General features: G+C 31.8%; 22 protein-coding genes. 16 read left to right on the top strand and 6 right to left on the bottom strand.

The window, feature by feature from the left end; genetic code table 11:
- From B0A78_RS14460 to B0A78_RS06975, 10 genes are all read left to right on the top strand, one after another.
- Positions 1-300: hypothetical protein (locus B0A78_RS14460; protein ID WP_169859100.1), on the top strand; the 300-nt coding region annotated here is incomplete at its 5' end.
- Between the two features lie 85 nt (positions 301-385).
- Complete coding sequence (locus B0A78_RS07015) at positions 386-1,186, top strand: hypothetical protein (protein WP_123906721.1); 801 nt, start codon at positions 386-388, stop codon at positions 1,184-1,186.
- Positions 1,187-1,577: 391 nt separating this feature from the next.
- Positions 1,578-3,212, top strand: coding sequence for an alkaline phosphatase PafA (pafA, locus tag B0A78_RS07010; protein WP_065213218.1), 1,635 nt, complete (start codon positions 1,578-1,580; stop codon positions 3,210-3,212).
- Positions 3,213-3,337: 125 nt separating this feature from the next.
- Positions 3,338-4,465 (top strand): methionine aminotransferase, encoded by a 1,128-nt coding sequence (locus tag B0A78_RS07005; protein ID WP_097609502.1) that lies wholly within the window; start codon positions 3,338-3,340, stop codon positions 4,463-4,465.
- A gap of 123 nt (positions 4,466-4,588) precedes the next feature.
- Positions 4,589-5,353 carry a ParA family protein gene (locus tag B0A78_RS07000; protein WP_014166507.1) on the top strand — a complete coding sequence of 255 codons (765 nt, stop codon included), beginning with the start codon at positions 4,589-4,591 and terminating at the stop codon, positions 5,351-5,353.
- 23 nt (positions 5,354-5,376) lie between these two features.
- Positions 5,377-6,273: a ParB/RepB/Spo0J family partition protein gene (locus B0A78_RS06995; RefSeq protein ID WP_065213217.1), complete on the top strand. Its 897-nt coding sequence runs from the start codon at positions 5,377-5,379 to the stop codon at positions 6,271-6,273.
- The gene (locus B0A78_RS06990; protein WP_014166509.1) at positions 6,273-6,833 is read left to right on the top strand and encodes a DUF5683 domain-containing protein; all 561 of its coding nucleotides are present in this window, start codon (positions 6,273-6,275) and stop codon (positions 6,831-6,833) included. The genes B0A78_RS06995 and B0A78_RS06990 overlap by 1 nt, the downstream gene beginning before the upstream one ends.
- A 3-nt stretch (positions 6,834-6,836) precedes the next feature.
- Positions 6,837-7,538, top strand: a complete 702-nt coding sequence (gene dapB / locus B0A78_RS06985; RefSeq protein ID WP_014166510.1) for a 4-hydroxy-tetrahydrodipicolinate reductase — start codon at positions 6,837-6,839, stop codon at positions 7,536-7,538.
- Positions 7,539-7,605: 67 nt separating this feature from the next.
- Entirely contained in the window at positions 7,606-9,168 is a 1,563-nt protein-coding gene (gene lepB, locus B0A78_RS06980) for a signal peptidase I (protein ID WP_097609501.1), read from the top strand.
- Between the two features lie 82 nt (positions 9,169-9,250).
- A complete protein-coding gene (locus tag B0A78_RS06975) occupies positions 9,251-9,865 on the top strand; it encodes a WbqC family protein (RefSeq protein ID WP_014166512.1) in 615 nt (204 codons plus the stop codon).
- On the opposite strand, the gene B0A78_RS06970 is transcribed toward B0A78_RS06975, so the two are convergent.
- From B0A78_RS06970 to B0A78_RS06945, 6 genes are all read right to left on the bottom strand, one after another.
- Entirely contained in the window at positions 9,862-10,914 is a 1,053-nt protein-coding gene (locus B0A78_RS06970) for an endonuclease/exonuclease/phosphatase family protein (protein ID WP_014166513.1), read from the bottom strand. The two genes, B0A78_RS06975 and B0A78_RS06970, sit on opposite strands and share 4 nt — an antisense overlap.
- 56 nt (positions 10,915-10,970) lie before the next feature.
- Positions 10,971-11,852 carry a rhomboid family intramembrane serine protease gene (locus B0A78_RS06965; protein ID WP_077225698.1) on the bottom strand — a complete coding sequence of 294 codons (882 nt, stop codon included), beginning with the start codon at positions 11,850-11,852 and terminating at the stop codon, positions 10,971-10,973.
- A 39-nt stretch (positions 11,853-11,891) separates the two neighbouring features.
- Positions 11,892-12,632 carry a rhomboid family intramembrane serine protease gene (locus tag B0A78_RS06960; protein WP_014166515.1) on the bottom strand — a complete coding sequence of 247 codons (741 nt, stop codon included), beginning with the start codon at positions 12,630-12,632 and terminating at the stop codon, positions 11,892-11,894.
- Positions 12,629-14,506: a DNA mismatch repair endonuclease MutL gene (gene mutL, locus B0A78_RS06955; protein ID WP_014166516.1), complete on the bottom strand. Its 1,878-nt coding sequence runs from the start codon at positions 14,504-14,506 to the stop codon at positions 12,629-12,631. The genes B0A78_RS06960 and mutL overlap by 4 nt, the downstream gene beginning before the upstream one ends.
- Positions 14,507-14,692: 186 nt before the next feature.
- On the bottom strand, positions 14,693-15,181 hold the full coding sequence (ribH, locus tag B0A78_RS06950) for a 6,7-dimethyl-8-ribityllumazine synthase (protein WP_014166517.1): 489 nt from the start codon (positions 15,179-15,181) through the stop codon (positions 14,693-14,695).
- A 68-nt stretch (positions 15,182-15,249) separates the two neighbouring features.
- Entirely contained in the window at positions 15,250-16,056 is an 807-nt protein-coding gene (locus B0A78_RS06945) for a tetratricopeptide repeat protein (protein WP_014166518.1), read from the bottom strand.
- A gap of 130 nt (positions 16,057-16,186) precedes the next feature.
- Between B0A78_RS06945 and recF the strand changes: the two genes are divergently transcribed.
- From recF to B0A78_RS06910, 6 genes are all read left to right on the top strand, one after another.
- The gene (gene recF / locus B0A78_RS06940) at positions 16,187-17,266 is read left to right on the top strand and encodes a DNA replication/repair protein RecF (RefSeq protein ID WP_014166519.1); all 1,080 of its coding nucleotides are present in this window, start codon (positions 16,187-16,189) and stop codon (positions 17,264-17,266) included.
- Between the two features lie 30 nt (positions 17,267-17,296).
- Positions 17,297-17,989 carry a thioredoxin gene (trxA, locus tag B0A78_RS06935; RefSeq protein WP_065213212.1) on the top strand — a complete coding sequence of 231 codons (693 nt, stop codon included), beginning with the start codon at positions 17,297-17,299 and terminating at the stop codon, positions 17,987-17,989.
- Positions 17,990-18,489: 500 nt separating this feature from the next.
- On the top strand, positions 18,490-19,164 hold the full coding sequence (locus B0A78_RS06930; RefSeq protein WP_065213211.1) for a DUF2461 domain-containing protein: 675 nt from the start codon (positions 18,490-18,492) through the stop codon (positions 19,162-19,164).
- 76 nt (positions 19,165-19,240) lie between these two features.
- Positions 19,241-20,254 carry a UDP-N-acetylmuramate dehydrogenase gene (gene murB, locus B0A78_RS06925; RefSeq protein WP_014166522.1) on the top strand — a complete coding sequence of 338 codons (1,014 nt, stop codon included), beginning with the start codon at positions 19,241-19,243 and terminating at the stop codon, positions 20,252-20,254.
- A 467-nt stretch (positions 20,255-20,721) separates the two neighbouring features.
- Positions 20,722-21,834, top strand: coding sequence for a glycosyltransferase (locus tag B0A78_RS06915; RefSeq protein WP_014166524.1), 1,113 nt, complete (start codon positions 20,722-20,724; stop codon positions 21,832-21,834).
- Positions 21,825-22,373, top strand: coding sequence for an RNA polymerase sigma factor (locus B0A78_RS06910; protein ID WP_014166525.1), 549 nt, complete (start codon positions 21,825-21,827; stop codon positions 22,371-22,373). The genes B0A78_RS06915 and B0A78_RS06910 overlap by 10 nt, the downstream gene beginning before the upstream one ends.
- The last annotated feature ends 62 nt before the right edge of the window (positions 22,374-22,435 follow it).

Raw genomic sequence — 22,435 nt, 5'->3', positions numbered from 1 at the left:
TTTGAATTAATATTACAAGCAACAGCTACTGGAAAATTAAATGCCTTTTTTAGCGAAGTAGATTTAGATTTCGAAGCAAAAGCACAATCTGATGGTTATTTTTCATTAGGTTTATCAACAGGTATGGACGATTATAAAGGTCTTTATTTTCAACCAATAGTTAGACATTCTGGTATTAAAATTATTTTAATTGTGTTCGTTAAAGTAAATGGGTTTAAAAGAACTAAAAAAGAAGAATACGTGGTTCTTAAAGAAAGAAAAGCAGAAAGTATTGATAAAAAATTCTATATCAATGATTAAAAAATATTTAATAATTTTTTTGATGATGTCTACACTTACCTGTAGTCAAAAAAAGAATAATGATAATACAAATATTAATAAAACTATGAACAAGTCAGTAAATACAATTATAGATAGCTTTAAAGAAAAACCCTATTACCATATAAAAGTAAAAAGCTCTGGAGTAAATTTTGACATAAGAATTAATGATTTACCTATTTTTAGATTTTTTGGAGAATCAGGAGGAACCAATATAGAGTATCCAATTAACACAGGAATATTAGAAACAGGAGAGCAAATTTTAACAATAAAAATATTACCTATAAAAGGAAAAAAAATGATCGCTCCTGAAAATACTTTCACATTAGAAATAAATAAAAAAAGTGACGCTTGGACGTTTGATAATAAAAGAGAAATTATATTAATAATCCCCAAAATGGAAGTTCCAAAAGAAGGTATCCCCTATTGGGAGTTTAAAACTAAATTTAATGCGGAAGTTCCATATCAATTATCTGGTTGGAAAAACTCAAAAAAATTAGACCAATTACCTAATATAGACAAAACTATAAAAGATGCTTATAATAAAATAAAAGAAGCTATTGAACAAAAAAATAATACAAATTTTGCTCTACTGACTAAAAGAAAAACATTAGAAGAAGCTATTTCTTTATATGAAAAACAGGAGAAAAGTTTGAACGGTTTTCAAGAAGAAAAAGAAACTATATTACCATTTACAAAATGTATAATTAAATTTTATGGAGATGGAAGACTAGTACGATTAGAAGATGAAGATGGAGAGTCTTGTCTAAAAGGCGAAACAAAAGAAAATGGAAAATCTGTAATATACAATTATCCCATTTTGTTTCATATACCACAAAATTCTAATGATTTAGAAATCATTAGATAATAAAAAATAGGTTTAACTACATTAAATCAATCATAAATTAGAGAATTACCTAATGAATTTTTATACTAATACTCCTTTAATAACCTTCAAAATTTTTAATAGAAAATTTAACAAACGGTTTGCTTTAATGGAGCAAGTATGAAACTAAACCTCCTAGCACTAAAAAAACAAGTTAAAAAACTGTCATTTCAGCTACTACATATAACTTCTCTGTCCAAATAAAAAATAAAATACCTTCATTATCAATTCAATGAGGAGAAGTCAAATACAAATCATCAAACATAGATTTCATTCAAAAAGCATACTATCTCAAAAACAAGACAAAAAAATCATACCACTTTCGCCTTATTCACTAGATTTATAATTAAATTTGTGAGCTAATTTTTTTAAAATGAAGAATTTTTTCAAAGTATATTTTTCGGTATTGAGTTTAGCGGTTAGCGCACAAACGCCTAAAATAAATGCCGAAGTAAAAAGACCTAAACTAGTTGTAGGTATAGTTGTAGATCAAATGAAAATGGAATATTTGAATCGTTTTTATAGCGACTTTTCAGAAAATGGATTCAAACGTTTATTACGAGATGGTTTCACCTATCATAATATGCACTATAACTATATGCCTACTTTTACTGGTCCTGGACACGCTTCTATCTACACAGGAACCACACCAGCAATACACGGAATTGTAGGCAATGAATGGTTTAATAAAGCCACAGGGAAAAACCTATACTGTACAGATGATACCGATGTTTCTACAGTAGGCAATGGAACGGAACAAGAAGGTAAGATGTCTCCCAAAATTTTACAAGCCTCAACCATTACAGACGAACTAAAATTAAGTACCAATTTTAAAGGAAAAGTAATTGGCGTAAGCGTTAAAGATCGTGGGGCAATTTTGCCCGCTGGACATTTTGCAGACTGGGCTTTTTGGTTTAGTAAAACTGGAAATTTTATTTCCAGTACATTTTATGGGAAATCATTACCTTCTTGGGTAACCCAATTTAACAATGAAAAAAATTACGAAAAATACGTTAACCAAAATTGGGACTTACTAAAAGATAAAACAGCTTACAATGAAAGTTTACCAGATGACAACCCATACGAAGGAAAACTAAATAAAAAACAGGCTTTCTTTCCTTATTCCCTTTCGGAACTAACAAAACCAGGAGATGTAGGAATTTTAAGAACAACCCCTTTTGGAAATAATTTCTTAGCTGATTTTGCTCAAAAAACAATAGAAAATGAACAATTAGGAAAAGATGAAGACACTGACTTTTTAACCGTTAGTTTTTCTGCTACTGATTATATTGGTCACATGTATGGCCCACGTTCTATTGAATTACAAGATACATATTTACGCTTAGACCAAACATTAGCAAGCTTTTTGCAGTATTTAGATCTTAACGTAGGCAAAGATAACTACTTACTTTTTTTAACAGCAGATCACGCAGGTGCTGAAAACGTTATGCACCTAAAAGACAATCGCTATGATGTAGAAGACACCAACGAAAAGAATATAGAACACGCTATAGCTGAATTTACAAAAACACAATTTGGAGAAAACTTATTAGTACTATACGATTCTTTTAATGTATTCTTAGACAAAGCAAAAATTAAAGAAAAAGGTTTAGAACTTAGCAAAGTTAAAAATGCCGTTAAGGAATTTTTATATACACAAAAACATGTTAAAAGAGTATATGATGAAAATGAAATCATAGCAGGTTCTGTAGCCGATAATTATTTAAACTTTGTATCCAAAGGTTATGACCCAGTTCAAAATGGAGAATTGATCATTGTAGACAAACCCGCTTATATGCAATACCAGACCACAGGAACTTCTCATGGCTCACCTTATAGCTATGATACACACGTACCTTGCTTATTTTATGGTTGGGGAATTAAAAAAGGGGAAAATTTTGACAAAAAAGACATTACTCAAATTGCTCCTACCCTAGCTCTAAAACTAAAAACAACACTACCTAACAGTACAGATGCCATACCGTTAACCGAAATTTTACCCAAATAACATCACAAAGCGTCTTTTAAAAAGACGCTTTTTTTATCTTCGGATCTCCTACTAAACCAATCCGTATAACAAACGCTAAAACTTTCTTATTTTTGTTCCTCCCAACACACCAACTATTCCTAATCATGTCTAAATTACCACACATTACAACCAGCATTTTTGCCACCATGTCTAAACTTGCACATGAAAAAAAGGCCCTTAATCTATCACAAGGATTCCCTAATTTCCCTGAAGACAAACGATTAATTGAAATAAGTCAACGACTCATAAAAGAAAACATCCACCAATATACTCCTATGGCAGGTTTACCTACCTTAATGGAAAAAATTGCAAAACAAACCCAAACTCAATACCACCGATCTGTAGATTCCAACACTGAAATGCTTATTACCGCTGGTGCTACACAAGGCATATACAGCACAATCAACGCGTTAATATCTACAAATGATGAAGCAATCATTTTAGACCCATGTTATGATAGTTATGAACCTTCTGTTCTAGTAGCAGGCGGAAAACCAATCCGTCTTCCTTTAAATCTAGACTATACCCCAGATTTCAACACCATCGAAAGAGCTATCACTCCTAAAACTAAAATGATTATCATCAACAATCCTCATAATCCAACGGGTAGAATTTGGACCGAAAAAGATTTTGAATCGCTAGAAATCATATTAGAAAAACATCCTCGAATCCTTATTTTAGGCGATGAAGTTTACGAATACATTACTTTCAAACAAGCCCATATTTCATTCAACACTCGAAAAAAGTTAATCCATCGCACCATAATTGCTTCATCCTTTGGAAAATCCTTACATGTTACCGGATGGAAAATTGGCTATTTAATAGCCCCTGAGTCAATCATGAATGAAATTAAAAAAATACATCAATTCTTAGTCTTCAGCGTCAACAGTTTTTCCCAATTTGCTATTGCGGAATACCTAGACGTAGTTCATTTTGATGAGGTTTCGAATATGTACCTCAAAAAAAGAGACTTATTTCAAGAATTATTAAAAAACAGCCGTTTTGAACTGATGCCATGCGACGGAACTTATTTTCAAGTTGTAAATTACGAAGCCATTTCAAAAGAAAATGATATAACATTTGCAAAAGAATTAATTGAAAAACAAGGCGTAGCCGCCATTCCTATGTCTGTATTTTACAATAATCACACAGACCGAAAAATGCTTCGTTTTTGTTTTGCCAAAACAGACGAAACATTAATTCAAGCAGCAGAAAAACTTATAAAAATATAACAGAACCAATAAAACAACACATTATTAAATTGGGTATAAATCATTTATTAAATTGTTAACAAAATAGATTTTCAAAACCCATAAATAATTGTATTTTTACGGCTCAAAATTTCGAAAATCAAGATGGGTAAAATCATAGCAATTGCTAATCAAAAAGGTGGTGTGGGTAAAACAACCACTTCTATTAATTTAGCGGCCGCTTTAGGGGCTTTAGAGAAAAAAGTATTACTTATAGATGCTGATCCGCAGGCAAATGCTACCTCTGGATTAGGTATTGATGTGGAGTCAGTAGAACTAGGCACCTACCAAATTTTAGAGCACAGCTGTACGCCTACAGAAGCGTTAATTAACAGTACGGCTCCTAATGTAGATGTAATTCCTGCACATATTGACTTAGTCGCAATTGAAATAGAATTAGTAGACAAAGAAAATCGCGAATATATGCTTAAAGAAGCATTAAAATCGGTTTCTAACAACTACGACTACATCATTATTGATTGTGCTCCTTCTTTAGGTTTGCTAACACTAAATGCACTAACTGCTGCTAACTCAGTAGTAATTCCTATCCAATGTGAATATTTTGCTTTGGAAGGACTAGGTAAATTATTAAACACCATCAAAAGTGTTCAAAAAATTCATAATCCTGATTTAGATATTGAAGGACTTCTACTGACCATGTATGATTCCCGCTTACGTCTATCTAATCAAGTCGTAGAAGAAGTACAAAAACACTTTAACAATATGGTATTTGATACCGTTATTCAACGAAATATCAAATTAAGTGAAGCACCTAGTTTTGGTGAAAGTATTATAAATTATGATGCTACCAGCAAAGGCGCTACAAACTACTTAGATTTAGCATCAGAAATTATCAAAAAGAATAGTTAATCAATTAAGTTTAGGAGGATTATATGGCATTGGCAAAAAAACAAGCAATGGGAAGAGGATTATCGGCTATACTGAAAGATCCAGAAAATGATATCAAATCAGCAACCGATAAAAATGCAGACAAAGTAGTAGGCAATATCCTTGAAGTGGATATTGAATCTATTGAAATTAATCCTTTTCAACCTCGTACTAATTTTAATGAAGAAGCCTTACAAGAACTAGCCACTTCCATTAGAGAGTTAGGGGTTATTCAGCCGATTACCGTTCGAAAAACTGATTTTAACAAATATCAATTAATTTCAGGGGAACGTCGTTTGCGTGCTTCTAAAATTGTAGGATTAAAAACAGTCCCTGCCTATATTCGCTTAGCAGACGATAACGAATCGCTAACAATGGCGTTAGTAGAAAATATTCAACGCCATGATTTAGATCCTATTGAAATTGCACTTTCGTATCAACGTTTGATGGATGAAATCCAACTAACCCAAGAACAAGTAAGTGATCGAGTAGGAAAAAAACGTTCTACCGTTGCTAATTATCTTCGTTTATTAAAACTAGATCCAATTATTCAAACAGGTATCCGTGACGGTTTTATATCCATGGGACACGGTCGTGCCATCATTACCATAGAAGATCATGATGCGCAGGCTTCTATATATCAAAAAATAGTAAGTCAAAACCTTTCCGTTCGCGAAACAGAAGCTTTAGTAAAAGCTTACCATAATGGAGAACTAGACAAACCAACTACCAAAACAGCAGAGGCTGCCTTTGATATAGGCTTAGATGAAAAAAGATCATTCAATGACTACTTCGGAACTAAAGTAGATATTAAAGTAGCGGGTTCTGGAAAAGGAAAAATCACGATTCCTTTTCATTCAGAAGAAGATTTTAACAGAATTTTAAAACTAATAAACTCTTAGTGAAATATTGGATACACATAGTTATTGTTAGCTTTAGTTTAGGTCTTTTTTCTGCAAATGCACAAAATAAGATAAAACTAATAGCTAACGATACTATAACTAAACAAAATACAGACCCTTTACGCCCTGCTAAAGCCGCTTTTTACTCAGCATTGCTCCCTGGGGCTGGACAAGCCTACAACAAAAGCTATTGGAAAATCCCCATTGTATATGCTGCAATAGGAACAGGAGTCTATGCTTATTTCTGGAATCAAAAAAAATATGATAGTTTTCGAACAGAATACATCAAACGATTAGCTAAAGATCCCGATTTAAATCCAGAATATAATCGTTTAACTGACGACAAGTTAATTCAAGGACAACAATTCTATCAAAAAAATAGAGATTTATCCCTGCTCATTACAATTGCTCTTTATGCACTTAACATAATAGATGCCAATGTAGATGCTCATTTACAACAATTTAATGTAAACAACGGATTAACCATTCGCCCTGAAATACAAACTAACGATTTTAATACACAGCACAACATAGGACTTGCGCTAAACTTTAAATTTTAACCAATGAAAATAGCTCTTTTAGGATACGGAAAAATGGGAAAAGTAATTGAAAAAATTGCTTTAGAACGAGGTCACGAAATTATCTTAAAAAAATCAAGTCAAGATCCTTTTGACGGACTTGAAAAAGCAGATGTAGCCATTGACTTTAGTGTTCCAACAAGCGCTGTAACAAATATTACAACTTGCTTTGAAAAAAACATTCCCGTAGTAAGTGGTACAACAGGCTGGTTAGAAGAATACCAAAAAATGGTTGATTTATGCCACCAAAAACAAGGAGCTTTTATTTACGGATCTAATTTTAGCTTAGGAGTTACTATTTTCTTCGAACTAAACTCGTATTTGGCTAAAATGATGGCCAACCTAGAACAATATAAAGTTTCTATGGAAGAAATTCATCATACGCAAAAATTAGACGCTCCGAGCGGTACCGCTATTACATTGGCGGAAGGAATCATACAAAATTCAAAATATGAAAATTGGACCATGAATCCTCCTAACGATACACAAATTCATATAGAAGCCAAAAGAATAGAAAACATACCAGGTACACACCGCATTTTTTATGATAGTACAGTAGATCAAATTGAAATAAAACATACTGCACACAATCGAGAAGGCTTTGCTTTAGGATCTATAGTAGCCGCAGAATGGCTAATAGGTAAAAAAGGAGTGTTTACCATGAAAGACGTACTTTCCTTAAAATAATTCAATTACAACAACAACATTTTAGTCTGAACAAAGTTCTATAATATTATAAATTCTAACATTAAAGATGACAGCAACACAGTGGTTTATTTTTGTCTTGGTCATACAAATAATTCATGGCCTAGGAACTTGGAAACTTTATCAAAAAGCAGGTAGAAAATCATGGGAAGCTTTTATTCCTGTTTATAACGCTATCGTTTTGATGAAAATTATTAATCGTCCAACTTGGTGGACAGCTTTACTTTTTGTACCTGTAATAAACCTAATTATGTTTATTGTTATATGGGTAGAAACCTTAAGAAGTTTTGGACAAAATAAAGAAAAAGACACCCTATTGGCCGTTCTAACACTCGGTTTTTATAGTTATTACGTCAACTATTTTTTAGATGTCGAATACAAAAGAGACCGAAGCTTAGTTCCAACCACAAAATCAGGAGATACCATTGCTTCTCTACTGTATGCTATCGTAGTAGCTACATTAGTACATACTTATATCATGCAACCTTTTAACATACCTACCTCATCATTAGAAAAATCATTATTAGTAGGTGACTTTTTGTTTGTAAGTAAATTTCACTATGGTGCTAGAACCCCCTCTACAGCCATAGCCATGCCAATGGTTCATGATAGTATGATGATCGTAAAAGCAAAATCTTATTTAAGCAAGCCACAATTACCTTCTTTCCGATTCCATGGATTACAAAAAATAAAACACAATGATATTGTTTGTTTTAACTGGCCAGCGGATACTGTCTATCAATTTTTTGATCGTTCAGGAAGACACATAGATAAACCAAAAGACAAACGCTCTAACTACGTAAAACGTTGTGTAGGACTACCTGGTGATAACTTATCTATAAAAGAAGGATATGTGTATATTAATAATAAAAAATTAATTTTACCCGAAAGAGCAAAACCTCAATATTCTTACTATATAACAACAGATGGTAGTGATTTAGCTTCTTATGCAAGTTTACTCATTGAAGAATTAAAAATAACAGATGGTATCTACCCAACTGATAAACCAAACGAGTATTTCTTTGGAGCAGTTACGGATGAAAACATAGCACGTATTAAAAACATACCCATCGTAAAATCCGTTACTAAAAACCTAACACCCGCTCCAAAAGAAATAGATAAATCTATTTTTCCTCACAACCAAAAATGGTCTTTAGACAACTTTGGTCCTATTTATATTCCTGAAGCCAATAAAACAATTGTTTTAAACAAGGAAACACTCCCTTTTTATAAAAGAATTATTACCGTTTATGAAGGCAATACCTTAGAAGAAAAGGGCGGAAAAATATACATTAATGGCAAAGAGTCTTCCAATTATACTTTTCAACAAGATTACTACTGGATGATGGGAGACAACCGTCATCGCTCAGAAGATAGTCGTTACTGGGGATTCGTTCCAATGGATCATGTGGTAGGAAAACCTGTCTTTATCTGGTGGAGTATTGATCCTAACATTCCTTGGAGTAAAGCCATTGATAAAATCCGTTGGGATCGACTATTTTGTACCGTAGGAGGTGACGGACAACCTACCTCCTATTTCAAATATTTCTTAGTTGCACTTGTTGCTTGGTTTGGCTTTGATTGGTACAGAAACAAAAAGAAAAAAGCATAATTTAAATCAATAAATTTATATCAGGTTTCAAATTTCAGGTCTACAAAACTTGAAACTTGAAACCTGTAATTTTTAAACAAATATGAATCTATTAATCCACCCTACTTATTTTCCCTCTATAAGTCATTTTGTGGCTATTGCACAAGCAGAAAAGATTACTTTTGAAATGGATGATAATTTTCAAAAGCAGACTAATAGAAATAGAATGTACATTTATAGTCCTAATGGGATTCAGTTATTAAACATTCCTGTGAAACATTCTAAAGAAACGCATCAAAAAACAAAGGACATTCGATTAGAAACAGCTTTTGACTGGCAAAAACAACATTTCAAATCCCTAGAAGCAGCCTACAGGACCTCTCCTTTTTTTGAATACTATGAGGATGCTATTGCTCCTATATTTACAAAGCAACACGATTTTTTAATGGATTTGAATTATCAAACCATCGAAATCGTTTCTAAATGTTTAGGATTGCATTTTGACTATCATAAAACAGAAGAATACTTTAAGGAAACTACAAATTTTACTGATTTACGATCATTGGCAAACGGCAAAAAAGATTCGACGCTACTTACACCTTACACACAAGTTTTTGAAGAAAAACATGGCTTTATAAACAATTTAAGTATTTTAGATCTCCTTTTTAATGAAGGTCGTTACGCCAAGGACTATTTATTAAATCAAAACGTATTTTAGTATAACGAAAGTCTAGTTAGAATAGGCAAATGATCTGAATTAACAAAATTAGGAAAGTTTTTAAAACTCTTAACACTCATCTTCGGATCTGCAAAAATATAATCAATTCGGGCAGGATAATATTTAAAGTTATAAGTCTGTCCGAATCCTTTCCCTGCTTCTTCAAAAGTATCTTGCATACTTCCTTTTACCGTTCTATACACATACGAAAAAGCACTATTATTCATATCTCCACAAACAACTAAAGGATAGCTACATTCTTTTTTATGTTCTACGAATATTTCAGCCTGTTGTTGTTGTTTTTTAAATGCTTTCCCTATACGTTTAAAAATCATTTCAGATTTAGCTTGACTAAACCCTTGTACTTTTTCTGATATTTCATTTACATCAGGAGAAATCTTGATTGATTCTAAATGCAAATTATAAACTCTTACAATATCTTTTCCTATTTTTATATCCGCAAATATGGCAATATTATTAGATTCTGGAAACACCACCTCTCCTTCGTTAACGATAGGAAATTTTGAAAAAATAGCATTCCCCGTTTTAATTAAATTCCCTTTTGTAAAAATAGCTCGGTATGGATACAACTTAAAATCTACCTTAGCTGATGCAGAAGTGGAATATTCCTGAATAGAAAGAACATCAGGATTGTTATCGTTTATAAATTCTAAAATTTGATCTGCTACATCTTCTCTTGGTATCCATTTAAATAAATTAAACAACCGTACGTTGTAATTCATTATAACAAAATCCTTATCAGAATCTGCTAATTCTTTGGAAGAAAACTTATAAAATTTGTTAACAAAAGTAATTCCTAATAGTAGTATTAGACCTGAAAAAATCATCTGCCTCTTTAATAATAAAAGCCAATACAGAAAGAATAAAGCATTGAGTATTAAAAAAAAGGGTAAAATTAAGGTAAGTACAGATAAAAATGGAAACCATTTAGGTGCTAAAAAAGGCAGTGCATACGCTAAAAAGGTCAACAACGTAAGCAAAAGATTAGCAACAAAAACGATCCTATTAAACCACGTAAGGTTTTTCATTTTATCCTATTTGAAAAATAATTACAAAGAAACAATTTTTTATCAGAATACACTAATTATTTACCTGCTCTAAAAAGAAACTCTTTTTCTTCTTTCGTAAGGCTTTCATAACCTGACTGGCTAATTTTATCCAAAATTTCATCAATTTGTTGTTGTGTTTTATCTTTCTTAATTATTCTGCTTTTTACTTCATTAGCAGGGCTAACATTTTTATAAACGGATTGAAAAGGAGTCCTTTTTTTTCCGCTGAATACATTGACTACTCTATCTAAAACCCAATTCAAGCCTTTACCTAAGTCTAAGCCTTCTTGCACTAATTTTATATAAACAAACCCAAAAAAAGCACCTCCTAAGTGCGAGATATGTCCTCCTGTATTTTTTAGAGGCAATTGTATCAAATCTATTACTAAAAAAGCCAACGCAATTTGCCAAATATAAATATTCCCAAATAAAGCCAATCGAATCTTCATATAAGGTTGATAAGTAGCCGTAGCAAACACTATAGCCATGATAGAAGCTGAAGCTCCAACAAGCAAAACTGTTTTTTTAGTAGACAAAAAAGGGAATAGTAAATAGGTAAAAATATAAATGAATCCCGCAAACAAACCTCCCAAAAGATATACGGACAAAAGTTGCTTTTGTGTAAAATAGGTCGTAAAAATTCGACCTGCAAAATGCAACATTAGCATATTAAATATCAAATGAACGAAGCTACTATGAAAAAAACAGTAACTAATCAGACTCCAAGGCCTACAAAACAACTGTTTAAAATTACTTGACAAAGCCACCCATTGATAAACATCAACTCCCATTCCTCCTATTTTTAATAAATAAACAATAAAAGTTGGGCAAACAAATAATATGATATTCCAAAAAATTAATTTCAAGGTTAAATCACCCATTTTATATTGCTGTTTTAAGTCATATAAAATATTCATATCATATTATTTAGTTCCAGATTATTACTCTTTTTTTTATTAGTTCCAACGCTTATCGTTAAATGAGTTCTTTTTCCAATACCACATCATCAAAAAACCTATTAAAGCTCCACCTACATGTGCAAAATGCGCAATATTTCCACCAAAAATTGAAGATCCTGTGACTCCCGAAAATAAATCTAAACCAACTACTATTGGAACAAAATACTTTGCTTTTATTGGAACTGGGATAAACATCATCATTAATTCAGCATTTGGAAACATAAAAGCAAAAGCTGTTAAGAGTCCATAAATAGCTCCCGAAGCTCCCACTGCCCGTGATAGATAGGTTGAAATAAAAGAAGTTAATTCTTGTTGCGTTAGGATTTCTTCCCAACTTAATTTGTATTTACCTTCTTTTAGTATTTCAAGTATTTCGATTTTTTTTTCACCGTTTTCTAACAATAAATTCAATCCTTCTTGAAAATGAATATAATTTACCCCTGAATGTATTAATCCCGCTCCTATACCACATGAGATATAAAAAAACAAAAATTTCTTAGCGCCCCAAAAATGTTCTAATGCAGTTCCAAAAGAATACAAAGCAAACATATTAAATAGAATATGTGTAAAACTACCGTGCATAAACATATAGGTTAATAATTGCCACGATCGAAAATTTGTATTTTCAAAATAATACAAAGCTAATACACTATCTGATTGTTTTACCAGATAGGCTCCAATAAAACAAATAACATTAATGATTAAAAGCTGTTTAACGGTAGGAGTAATTTGTATCATATACTAAACTTTTTGTCTATATCTTCCACACTCAGTGTAATAAAGGTAGGGCGATTAAATGGTGAAACCGATTGCTCTTTACATGCAAAAAGGTTATTAACTATATTCTCTTGTTCTAATTCGGTTAAAAAAGTTCCTGTTTTAACAGCTAAACTTCTTGCCATAGATTTAGCCATGCTATCCATTTGACTAAAACTACTATCGGGTATTTCTTCTTGCAAATCTGCTATTAACTGTTCTAAAACCCTAGCTACTTCACTTTCTAACATCGTAACAGGAATTCCTGATATTACAACTGAGCCCGAAGCAGCTGATTCAAAAATAAATCCAGCATTTTCTAACGAAGCCTTTAATTCTAAAAACAATGCCATTTCTATTCCTGAAAAATACAAGGTCAATGGAAACAACAACTGTTGACTATTTGCTTGTTGAACCGTTATATTCTTTAACAATTGCTCATATAAAATACGTTGATGAGCTCGTTGTTGATCTACAATCAACATTCCTGATTTTATAGGACTTATTATATATTTTTTTTGTAACTGATAGGTTATAGATTTTGCTTTTTCTATTTCTGTATCATTAAATAAAGATCCTGTAACTGATTCTGATTCAAAATGTATTTCTTCGGGTTCAAATGCGTCTTTTAGTCCTACATAAAGGCTTTCCCAACTTTGGCTTTCTTTTTTAGGTTGATAATTCAAACTACTACCACTTGAAAAAGAACCCAAACCTGTAGATTCCTTTTTAGGAGCTGGTGCCTCTTCTGCAAAAGGATTAAAAGTTGCATCTACCTGTATGGTAGGCATTTCTGCGTCTTTTCCAACATAACTATAAGGTGTATCAAGGTTTGCATCGCGATCAAAATCTAAAATAGGAGCTACATTAAACTGTCCCAAACTATGTTTTACAGCCGAACGGATAATAGCATACAAAGCTTGTTCATCATCAAACTTTATTTCTGTTTTAGTTGGGTGAATGTTAATATCAATGGTATGAGGAGGAACATCTAAATAAAGAAAATAACTGGGTTGCATCCCTTCTTTCAACAAACCTTCGTAAGCAGCCATAATAGCATGATGCAAATAACCACTTTTAATAAAACGATCATTTACAAAAAAAAACTGTTCTCCTCTATTTTTTTTAGCAAATTCAGGTTTTCCTATAAAGCCTTTCAACCTTACAATTTCAGTATCTTCGGTTACAGGCACTAACTTTTCATTGGTTTTACCAGCAAAGATATTAACAATGCGTTGGCGCAAATTAGATTGAGGCAAATTAAACACTTCACTTCCGTTATGATAAAACGTAAAATGTATATTTTCGTGCGCTAAAGCTACCCTTTGAAAATCATCTATTATATGACGCAATTCAACGGTATCTGATTTTAAAAAGTTTCTACGAGCTGGTATGTTAAAAAACAAATTTTTAATAGCAAAAGAGGTCCCTTTAGGCAACACGGATGGCTCTTGAGAAACAAACTTACTCCCTTCTATAATTAAATGCGTTCCTAGTTCCTCTTGATCTTGTTTCGTCTTGAGTTCTACATGTGCTATTGCGGCTATAGAAGCTAAAGCTTCTCCTCGAAAACCTTTTGTATGTAAATCAAACAAATCCTCTGCTTTTCTAATTTTTGACGTAGCATGACGTTCAAAACAAAGACGTGCATCTGTTACACTCATTCCCTTACCATTATCAATAACTTGTATGAGTGTTTTACCCGCATCTTTACAAATAAGCTTAATATCAGTTGATCCCGCATCAATTGCGTTTTCCACCAATTCTTTGACTACCGAAGCAGGTCTTTGTACTACCTCTCCAGCCGCTATTTGGTTAGCTACATGATCGGGTAGTAATTGTATTATACTTGACATTAAATGAGTTACTAAATTAATTTCCTAAATGGATTGAAAAACAAATTTAAAGAAAAGGAATGGGTTTTTACCTTCAAGCTTTTTAATTTTTTAACAAAAAAACCATTCTATTACGTTGTAATTAGAATGGCCTGTAGTTCTTATTTTTTTCTTAAGTCCTTTATTTAAAATAAAATTCCCTTTAGACTAAAACTGATTTCTTAAATCCACCATTTTTATAGCTGCTATTGCGGCTTCTGTACCTTTATTACCATGAGCTCCTCCACTCCTAGCAATAGATTGTTCTTCTGTATTATCTGTTAAAACACAAAAAATAGTAGGAATATCGTATATCACATTCATATCCTTAATCCCTTGTGTTACACCTTCACATACAAATTCAAAGTGCATGGTCTCGCCTTTAATAACACAACCAATTACAATAACTGCATCTAAGTCTAGATTTTTGTGCATTTGACTTGCTCCGTAAATCAGTTCAAAACTACCTGGAACATTCCAACGAATGATGTTTTCAGGCAAAACACCACAGTCCAACAGAGCTGCTTCTGCTCCTTTGAAAAGACCTTCGGTAATTTTGTCATTCCATTCGGAAACAACAATCCCAAATCGAAACTCTTTCGCATTTGGGATTGTATTTTTATCGTACTCTGACAGGTTTTTATTTGCTGTAGCCATATTAAGTTTACTCTATATCCGTTTACTGCATTGCGTCTTGTATACCGATTACAGTACTGTTGACTAGTTTATTGTACCATTCCAATTAAAGCATCAATGTTTTGAGCTTCTGGAGTGTCTTCGTACTTTTCTTTAATTTCACTAAAATATTTCAAAGCATCTGCTTTATTTCCTTTAGCAAAAGCCAACTGTCCTGCTTTTAATAAAAAACGTGGCGTTGTTAATTCGTTTACATTACTTTCAGCTGCCTTTACATAATACTCTAAAGCTTCGTCTGTTTTGTTTAACTCTGCATTTGCATCACCTATAGCACCCAAAGCTAAAGCGTTCGTATAAGCATCATCTGATTTATAATCACTCAAATACTCTATTGCTTTATCAAATTGTTTTGTATGCAAATAAGCCATTCCTGCATAATAGTTAGCTAAATTCCCTGCGTCTGTACCACTGTGATTTTTAGCAATATCAATGAAGCCTTGTTTTCCTTCACCTCCATTTAGCGCTAACTTAAATAAAGAATCATTTGCTTGTGGCGCATCAACCGCTTGTTGAAAATATTTTTGAGCTTGGTACATATCGCTTGCCGCTTCGTTTTCAGCTGGAGTTGACACAAATTTGTTATACATCAAATAGCCCACTACAACCAAAGCTACCCCTCCTAAAACAGATAAAATAATATTTTGGTTTTTTGCAACAAACTCTTCAGTTTTACTTGCTGTTTCATCTAGGGTATTAAAAACGCTAGCAGTTGTACTTTCACTCTCTTCAACCGCAATGGTCTGCTCTAAATCAGCTACGTTTTCAAGAACATCTTCTTCTGTTTTCTCAACTTGTGGTTTTGGAGCTTTATATCCTCTTTTATTATAAGTTGCCATTATAATTTTAAATTAGTGAGGTGCAAAAATAAAATTTTTATTGAAAAACAAAATAAGTTTTCATTTTATTTTTAATAATTTGCAAGCGTTTTTTAATCCCTATCACAAAAAAATCACAATCCTTCGATATATGCATCTAAAAAAAATTTCTTTATTTAACTTTAAAAATTTTGAAGAGGCAAATTTCGATTTTGAACATAAAATCAATTGTTTTGTCGGAAAAAACGGAATTGGTAAAACCAACGTACTGGATGCTATTTACCATTTGGCTTTTGGTAAAAGTTATTTTAACACTTTGGCTGTACAAAACATTAAACACGGAACTGATTTTTTTGTAATAGATGGAGAGTTCATCAAACAAAATCGTCCTGAAAATATTGTTTGTAGCTTAAAAAAAGGGCAAAAAAAAATATTAAAACGCAACGGAAAACTTTATGAAAAATTTTCTGACCATTTAGGTTTGATTCCACTAGTTATCATCTCGCCAACAGACGCTGACTTGATTCGAGAAGGAAGTGACGTTCGAAGAAAATTTATAGACACCGTTATTTCTCAATTAGACAATCATTACTTACATCAACTAATTCAGTATCAAAAAGTATTAACGCAGCGAAATGCTTTACTCAAATATTTTGCCCTAAATCGTATTTTCGAGCAAGATACCCTAGAAATATATAATGATCAATTAGCTAATTTGGGTACTGAAATATTTAAAAAAAGAAAACAATTCTTAACTGAATTCATCCCTATCTTTGATCATTATTACAAACTCATTTCAAATTCTGCTGAAAATGTATATCTAACGTATGAAAGTCAGCTAACACAAACCCCTTTAAACCAACTCTTAGTAGAAAACACACACAAAGATAGAACCTTACAATACACTAGTGTTGGGATTCATAAAGATGATTTGGCCTTTTTAATAGAAGGACATCCTATAAAAAAATTTGGTTCCCAAGGACAACAAAAATCCTATTTGATAGCCTTAAAACTAGCTCAATTTGAATTTGTAAAAAAACAAAGCGGAGAAAAACCGATTCTTTTATTTGATGATATTTTTGATAAATTAGATGAAGATCGCGTTAGCCAAATTGTTTCAATGGTAAACAATGAGGAGTTTGGACAACTTTTTATTTCAGACACTCATCCTGATCGTACTGAAAATATTGTCAAGCAAACCCATCAACTTTATAAGATTTTTAACATATAATTTTTTTAACTTAGCTTAAAATTAATAAAAATGAAAAACTTCCTATTCAGTACTTTTTGTGCTACCCTAATTTTCTTTACGAGTTGCAAAGGACAAAATAATTCTATAACCGATCATTTAGAACCCAAAGCATTTGCTGAAAAAATAACGAATGCTGATGTGTATATACTCGACGTAAGAAGCCCTCAAGAATATACTTCTCAACATTTAGACAAAGCAATTAACATAGATTATAACGCTGCTGATTTTGAAAGTAAATTATCCCAACTAGACAAAAAAAAACCTGTTTATTTGTATTGTTTAAGTGGAGGAAGAAGCACAAAAGCAATGGCAAAAATGAGTACTATGGGTTTTAAAGAAATTCATAATATGACGGGAGGTATTATGAAATGGAATGCTGAAGGATTATCTAAGCCTGCCTCAACTTCAGGAATGACTCTCCTTGAATTTCAAAAATTAGTACAATCCGATAAAAAGGTATTGATTGATTTTTACGCTGAATGGTGTGGGCCTTGTAAAAAAATGGCTCCTTATCTTGAAAAAATGAAGGAGGAAATGAAAGGCAAAATAACAATTATAAAAATAGATGCCGACAAAAACCAACAATTAGCACAAGATTTACAAATAGAAGGCTTACCTACTTTAATCTTTTACCAAGAAGGCAAAGAAGTTTGGAAAAATTTAGGTTTTATGAAAGAAGAAGAACTAAAAAAGAAATTATAACATTCTTTAAAAAAAGGAAAAAAATTAGAAACAGGCATAAAGATTTCACTCTTTGTGCCTTTCCTTTTTCAACTCCGATTATACATTAAAAATAAACCCAGATTACGTATTAGACTTCGTTGTAAAATATAAAAATACAATAAAAATGAGTGCTCACGGACTTTTTGAAATTTTAGAATATATTAATATTTCAAAAAGGAGTAAGTGCTTATTTTTGAAGTAGTTTTAGGTTGGAATAGATTTTTAAAGCGTAATTTGGGATAAAGTAGTTTTGAATCTAAAAAGGATTTTTTTTTCTCCTCAATGCAAAACTACAGCTGTGGTAAAAAAATTCCGTATCTTCTTTTATTTACCCTTTTCACCTTCATCATAAAGACTAAGACACAATCTGGGTTAACCTTTTTGTCCTATTTTTTCACACATCCAATAGAGCCTTTTTTTAAGGTTAAAAAAATAAAAATAACTCCGTATCTTTACATCAACATACAACCTAAAGAATAATGTTTACAAAAGAAGCCATCAATTTCTTAGACGATTTAAAAGCTAATAATAACACTGAATGGATGCGTGCTAACAAAAAACGTTATGAAGCATACAAAAAAGATTATCATAATTTGATCTATACTATTCTAGAAGAAATCAAACCTTTAGATCCTTCTTTAGAACCCCTAGAAGTAAAAAATTGCACTTTTAGAATCAACCGTGACATTCGTTTTTCTAAAGACAAATCGCCTTATAAAACCAATATGGGTATTTGGATGTCTACTAACAAATTAAGGAAGAACAGCCCCGGCTATTATATTCATTTCGAAAAAGACAAATGCTTTATAGCAGGAGGTGTATGGTGTCCTGAAACAAACGAATTAAAAAAAATACGTCGTGAAATAGCTTTCTTTTACGAAGATCTAGATGAAATCGTAAACAATACCCTTTTTAAAAAAGAATTTGGAACTATAGACAAAGAAGAAGGTCAGGTTTTAAAATCAGCTCCAAAAGGATATGATATTAATCATCCCGCAATAGAATTCTTAAAACTTAAAAGCTTCACCATTTCACAACCTATTGATGAAAAATGGTTTACAACCAAGGATTTCGCAAAAAAAATAGCCTCTAAACTGATTCTTATAAAACCATTTAATGAATTTTTAAATAGAGCATTAGAAACCGAAGAATAAAAAGCACAGTTCAATCTTTTTTCTTTATGTTCTTTGTAAAATCTTTGCGTACTTTGCAAACAAATAAATTAAACCAATGAATATCCAACATAACTACTCTCTTAAAAACTACAACACCTTTGGTATTGAAGCTAAAGCAACTGAATTTATTGCTATAAAAAGCATAACTGAGTTAAAAGAAGTTTTAGAAAAAAACAAAAACAAAGAAAAGTTTATACTAGGAGGCGGAAGCAATATGTTATTAACAAAAGACCTAAATGCTTTAGTTATTCACATAGATCTAAAAGGAAAACAAGTTATAAAAGAAGACGAAAATTATGTTTGGGTAGAAGCACAAGCAGGTGAAAACTGGCACGAATTTGTTTTATGGAATATAGAACACAATTATGGAGGCCTCGAAAATATGTCTTTAATTCCAGGAAATGTAGGCACTACCCCCGTTCAAAACATAGGTGCTTATGGCGCTGAAATTAAAGACACTTTTATATCATGCGAAGCTATTAACATTCTTACCCAAGAAACAAAAACTTTTACAAACGAAGTATGTAAATTTGGCTACAGAGAAAGTATTTTCAAACAAGAAGCCAAAAACCAATACATTATTACTTCCGTTATTTTTAAACTAACCAAACAAAACCATAAAATCAATACAGGTTACGGCGATATTCTAAAAGAATTAGAAAACAAAAACATTACCTCTCCAACTATAAAAGATGTAAGCAATGCTGTAATTACTATTCGTAAAAGTAAATTACCCGATCCGAAAGAATTAGGAAATAGTGGTAGCTTCTTTAAAAACCCAATTATTTCAAGAGAACAATTTAACAAAGCCAAAACGGCACATCCTGAAATAAAACATTACGATGTTTCCGAAAACGAAGTAAAAATTCCAGCAGGCTGGATGATTGAACAAGCAGGTCTAAAAGGACATCGTGTGGGAGATGCTGGTGTACACACAAAACAAGCTTTAGTATTGGTAAATTATGGAAATGCTACAGGACAAGACATCTTAAACCTCTCTCAATTCGTTCAAAAAACAGTTTGGGATAAGTTTGGAATTGCTATTGAAGCAGAAGTTAATATCATTTAAATCATTCCTAATAGTTTTACAGAAAAGAGTTCTAAATAGTTACAAATCCAGCTTTTTTGTAACTATTAAACCTATTTTATCAAAAAATACAAGACTCGAGGGACTAAAAAGAACTTCCATTATTCATAAGCCTATTAAAAATCAAACTAAATTATACCCTATTTTAAATTTTAAACAATTCATACCACACAAGAAAAAAGAAGACACGTAATACATATTGAATTTTTAAACAAAGAATTAGATAACAGAGTAAATATTATAAATTCCAACAACCACATTAAAAAACCTCTCATCCTCTTTTTCCATTAAAGGTGCATTTATCCTTTTTAAAAAAGATAAAATCAACAACTATTAAACCCTGCAACAAACACCAAAAAACAAGAAATTTTTAATCTATAATTGATTCTTGTTATTTGGCATTTGAATTTTAAACCGCTACCTTTGCACATCATTTTTTGAAAGAATATATGGAGCTATTTTTACTCATTTTATTTTATTTTTTCCTTACCGTAGTAGTCATTCAAATAATCTATTACTTATTTGTTTTTGGCAAATTTTCTTTTACAAAACCACAAGAAAGCAAGGAAAAACACATTTCTGTTTCAGTTATAGTATGCGCAAAAAATGAAGAAGAAAACCTGACCAAACTAATTCCCCTGTTAGCAAAACAAAACTATCCTAACTATGAAATTGTCATCATTGATGATGCTTCCTATGATAACACCCGCTTTTTAGTAGAAGATCTACAAAAAGAAATCCCAAACTTAAAATTAGTAAAAGTAGAAAACAACGAAGCTTTTTGGGGAAACAAAAAATTTGCCCTTACTTTAGGTATCAAAGCCGCTTCTAAAGAATACTTACTTTTTACAGATGCGGACTGTTTTCCTAATTCAGAAAACTGGATAAAAGAAATGAGTTCTCATTTCACTATGCACAAAACAATTGTTTTAGGATATGGCGCTTATGAAAAAAAGCCCGGTTTTTTGAACAAACTAATCCGATTTGAAACTTTATTAACCGCTACACAATATTTTTCTTGGGCAAAATTAGGAAAACCCTATATGGGCGTAGGAAGAAATTTAGCCTACAAAAGAGAAGAATTTTTCAGAACAAACGGTTTTATTAACCATATAAAAGTACGCTCAGGCGATGACGACTTATTCATTAATGAAGCAGCTAACAACTCAAATACCACTATTTGTTTTTCAACTGACAGCTTTACTTATTCTGTTCCTAAACAAACCTTTGGAGAATGGTTTACTCAAAAAAGACGCCATGCTTCAACCGCTAAATTATACAAAGCTTTTGACAAAAATCAATTGGCACTATTCTATCTAAGTCAATTTTTCTTTTTCACTACACCTATCACCTTATTAGCTATGCAATACCAGTGGATTATTGTATTAAGCGCTATAGCAGTACGCTACTTAAGCAGCTGGATTTCACTAGGCTTTTCCGCTGGTAAACTAGAAGAAAAAGATGTTATATACTGGTATCCTATTCTTGAAATTATTTTAATTTTCACACAACTAAACGTGTTTATCAGAAACCTCATTTCAAAACCTGTTACTTGGAAATAAAAAAACACATAGAAAAAGCCATAAAAGGAGATCAAGTAGCCTTTACATATTTATTAGATAAATACTGGAATGAGGTCTATGCCTTTATGTTACAACGCACCGAAAATGAAACCGATGCGGAAGACATTACCATAGAAACTTTCTCAAAAGCATTTGACAAAATAAACAGCTACAATTCTGAATTTCAATTCAATACATGGCTCATTGCAATAGCCAAAAACGTACATATTGATTTATTAAGAAAAAAGAAATCCTCCCTATTTATAGACATTACTGATGAAGAAGATCACATTGCTTATGCCATAGCAGACAACTCACCTTCAGCGGAAGACCAACTTATTACCGAACAAAATCTGAATCGTTTACTTCAATTTATCAAGCAACTAAAACCCGCTTATCAAGAAGTTATTCAGATGCGTTATTTCCAGGAAATGACTTATCAGGAAATTGCTGACGACCTGAACGAACCATTAAATAACGTAAAAATTAAGATTCTTCGTGCTAAAAAACTATTAGCAGATATTATCAAAGAAGCATAATTAAAAATATTTTGTTACTTTTTTCCAGACTATACATTATACCATTTAAACTTAAAATATAC

The sequence above is a fragment of the Flavobacterium columnare NBRC 100251 = ATCC 23463 genome, from assembly GCF_002530675.1.
Classification (GTDB): Bacteria; Bacteroidota; Bacteroidia; order Flavobacteriales; family Flavobacteriaceae; genus Flavobacterium; species Flavobacterium columnare.
The sequence above is the reverse complement of the archived record's forward strand: the minus strand, read 5'-3'. Positions and strand labels throughout refer to the sequence as shown.

Coding starts and splice junctions, on each gene's coding strand:
- B0A78_RS06965 (WP_077225698.1), bottom strand. CDS start 11,852: ATGAATATTTTATATGACTTAAAACAGCAATATAAAATGGGTGATTTA.
- B0A78_RS07000 (WP_014166507.1), top strand. CDS start 4,589: ATGGGTAAAATCATAGCAATTGCTAATCAAAAAGGTGGTGTGGGTAAA.
- B0A78_RS06970 (WP_014166513.1), bottom strand. CDS start 10,914: ATGAAAAACCTTACGTGGTTTAATAGGATCGTTTTTGTTGCTAATCTT.
- ribH (WP_014166517.1), bottom strand. CDS start 15,181: ATGGCTACAGCAAATAAAAACCTGTCAGAGTACGATAAAAATACAATC.
- B0A78_RS06915 (WP_014166524.1), top strand. CDS start 20,722: ATGGAGCTATTTTTACTCATTTTATTTTATTTTTTCCTTACCGTAGTA.
- B0A78_RS06945 (WP_014166518.1), bottom strand. CDS start 16,056: ATGGCAACTTATAATAAAAGAGGATATAAAGCTCCAAAACCACAAGTT.
- B0A78_RS06975 (WP_014166512.1), top strand. CDS start 9,251: ATGAATCTATTAATCCACCCTACTTATTTTCCCTCTATAAGTCATTTT.
- recF (WP_014166519.1), top strand. CDS start 16,187: ATGCATCTAAAAAAAATTTCTTTATTTAACTTTAAAAATTTTGAAGAG.
- B0A78_RS06960 (WP_014166515.1), bottom strand. CDS start 12,632: ATGATACAAATTACTCCTACCGTTAAACAGCTTTTAATCATTAATGTT.
- murB (WP_014166522.1), top strand. CDS start 19,241: ATGAATATCCAACATAACTACTCTCTTAAAAACTACAACACCTTTGGT.
- B0A78_RS06995 (WP_065213217.1), top strand. CDS start 5,377: ATGGCATTGGCAAAAAAACAAGCAATGGGAAGAGGATTATCGGCTATA.
- pafA (WP_065213218.1), top strand. CDS start 1,578: ATGAAGAATTTTTTCAAAGTATATTTTTCGGTATTGAGTTTAGCGGTT.
- mutL (WP_014166516.1), bottom strand. CDS start 14,506: ATGTCAAGTATAATACAATTACTACCCGATCATGTAGCTAACCAAATA.
- trxA (WP_065213212.1), top strand. CDS start 17,297: ATGAAAAACTTCCTATTCAGTACTTTTTGTGCTACCCTAATTTTCTTT.
- lepB (WP_097609501.1), top strand. CDS start 7,606: ATGACAGCAACACAGTGGTTTATTTTTGTCTTGGTCATACAAATAATT.
- B0A78_RS07015 (WP_123906721.1), top strand. CDS start 386: ATGAACAAGTCAGTAAATACAATTATAGATAGCTTTAAAGAAAAACCC.
- dapB (WP_014166510.1), top strand. CDS start 6,837: ATGAAAATAGCTCTTTTAGGATACGGAAAAATGGGAAAAGTAATTGAA.
- B0A78_RS07005 (WP_097609502.1), top strand. CDS start 3,338: ATGTCTAAATTACCACACATTACAACCAGCATTTTTGCCACCATGTCT.
- B0A78_RS06930 (WP_065213211.1), top strand. CDS start 18,490: ATGTTTACAAAAGAAGCCATCAATTTCTTAGACGATTTAAAAGCTAAT.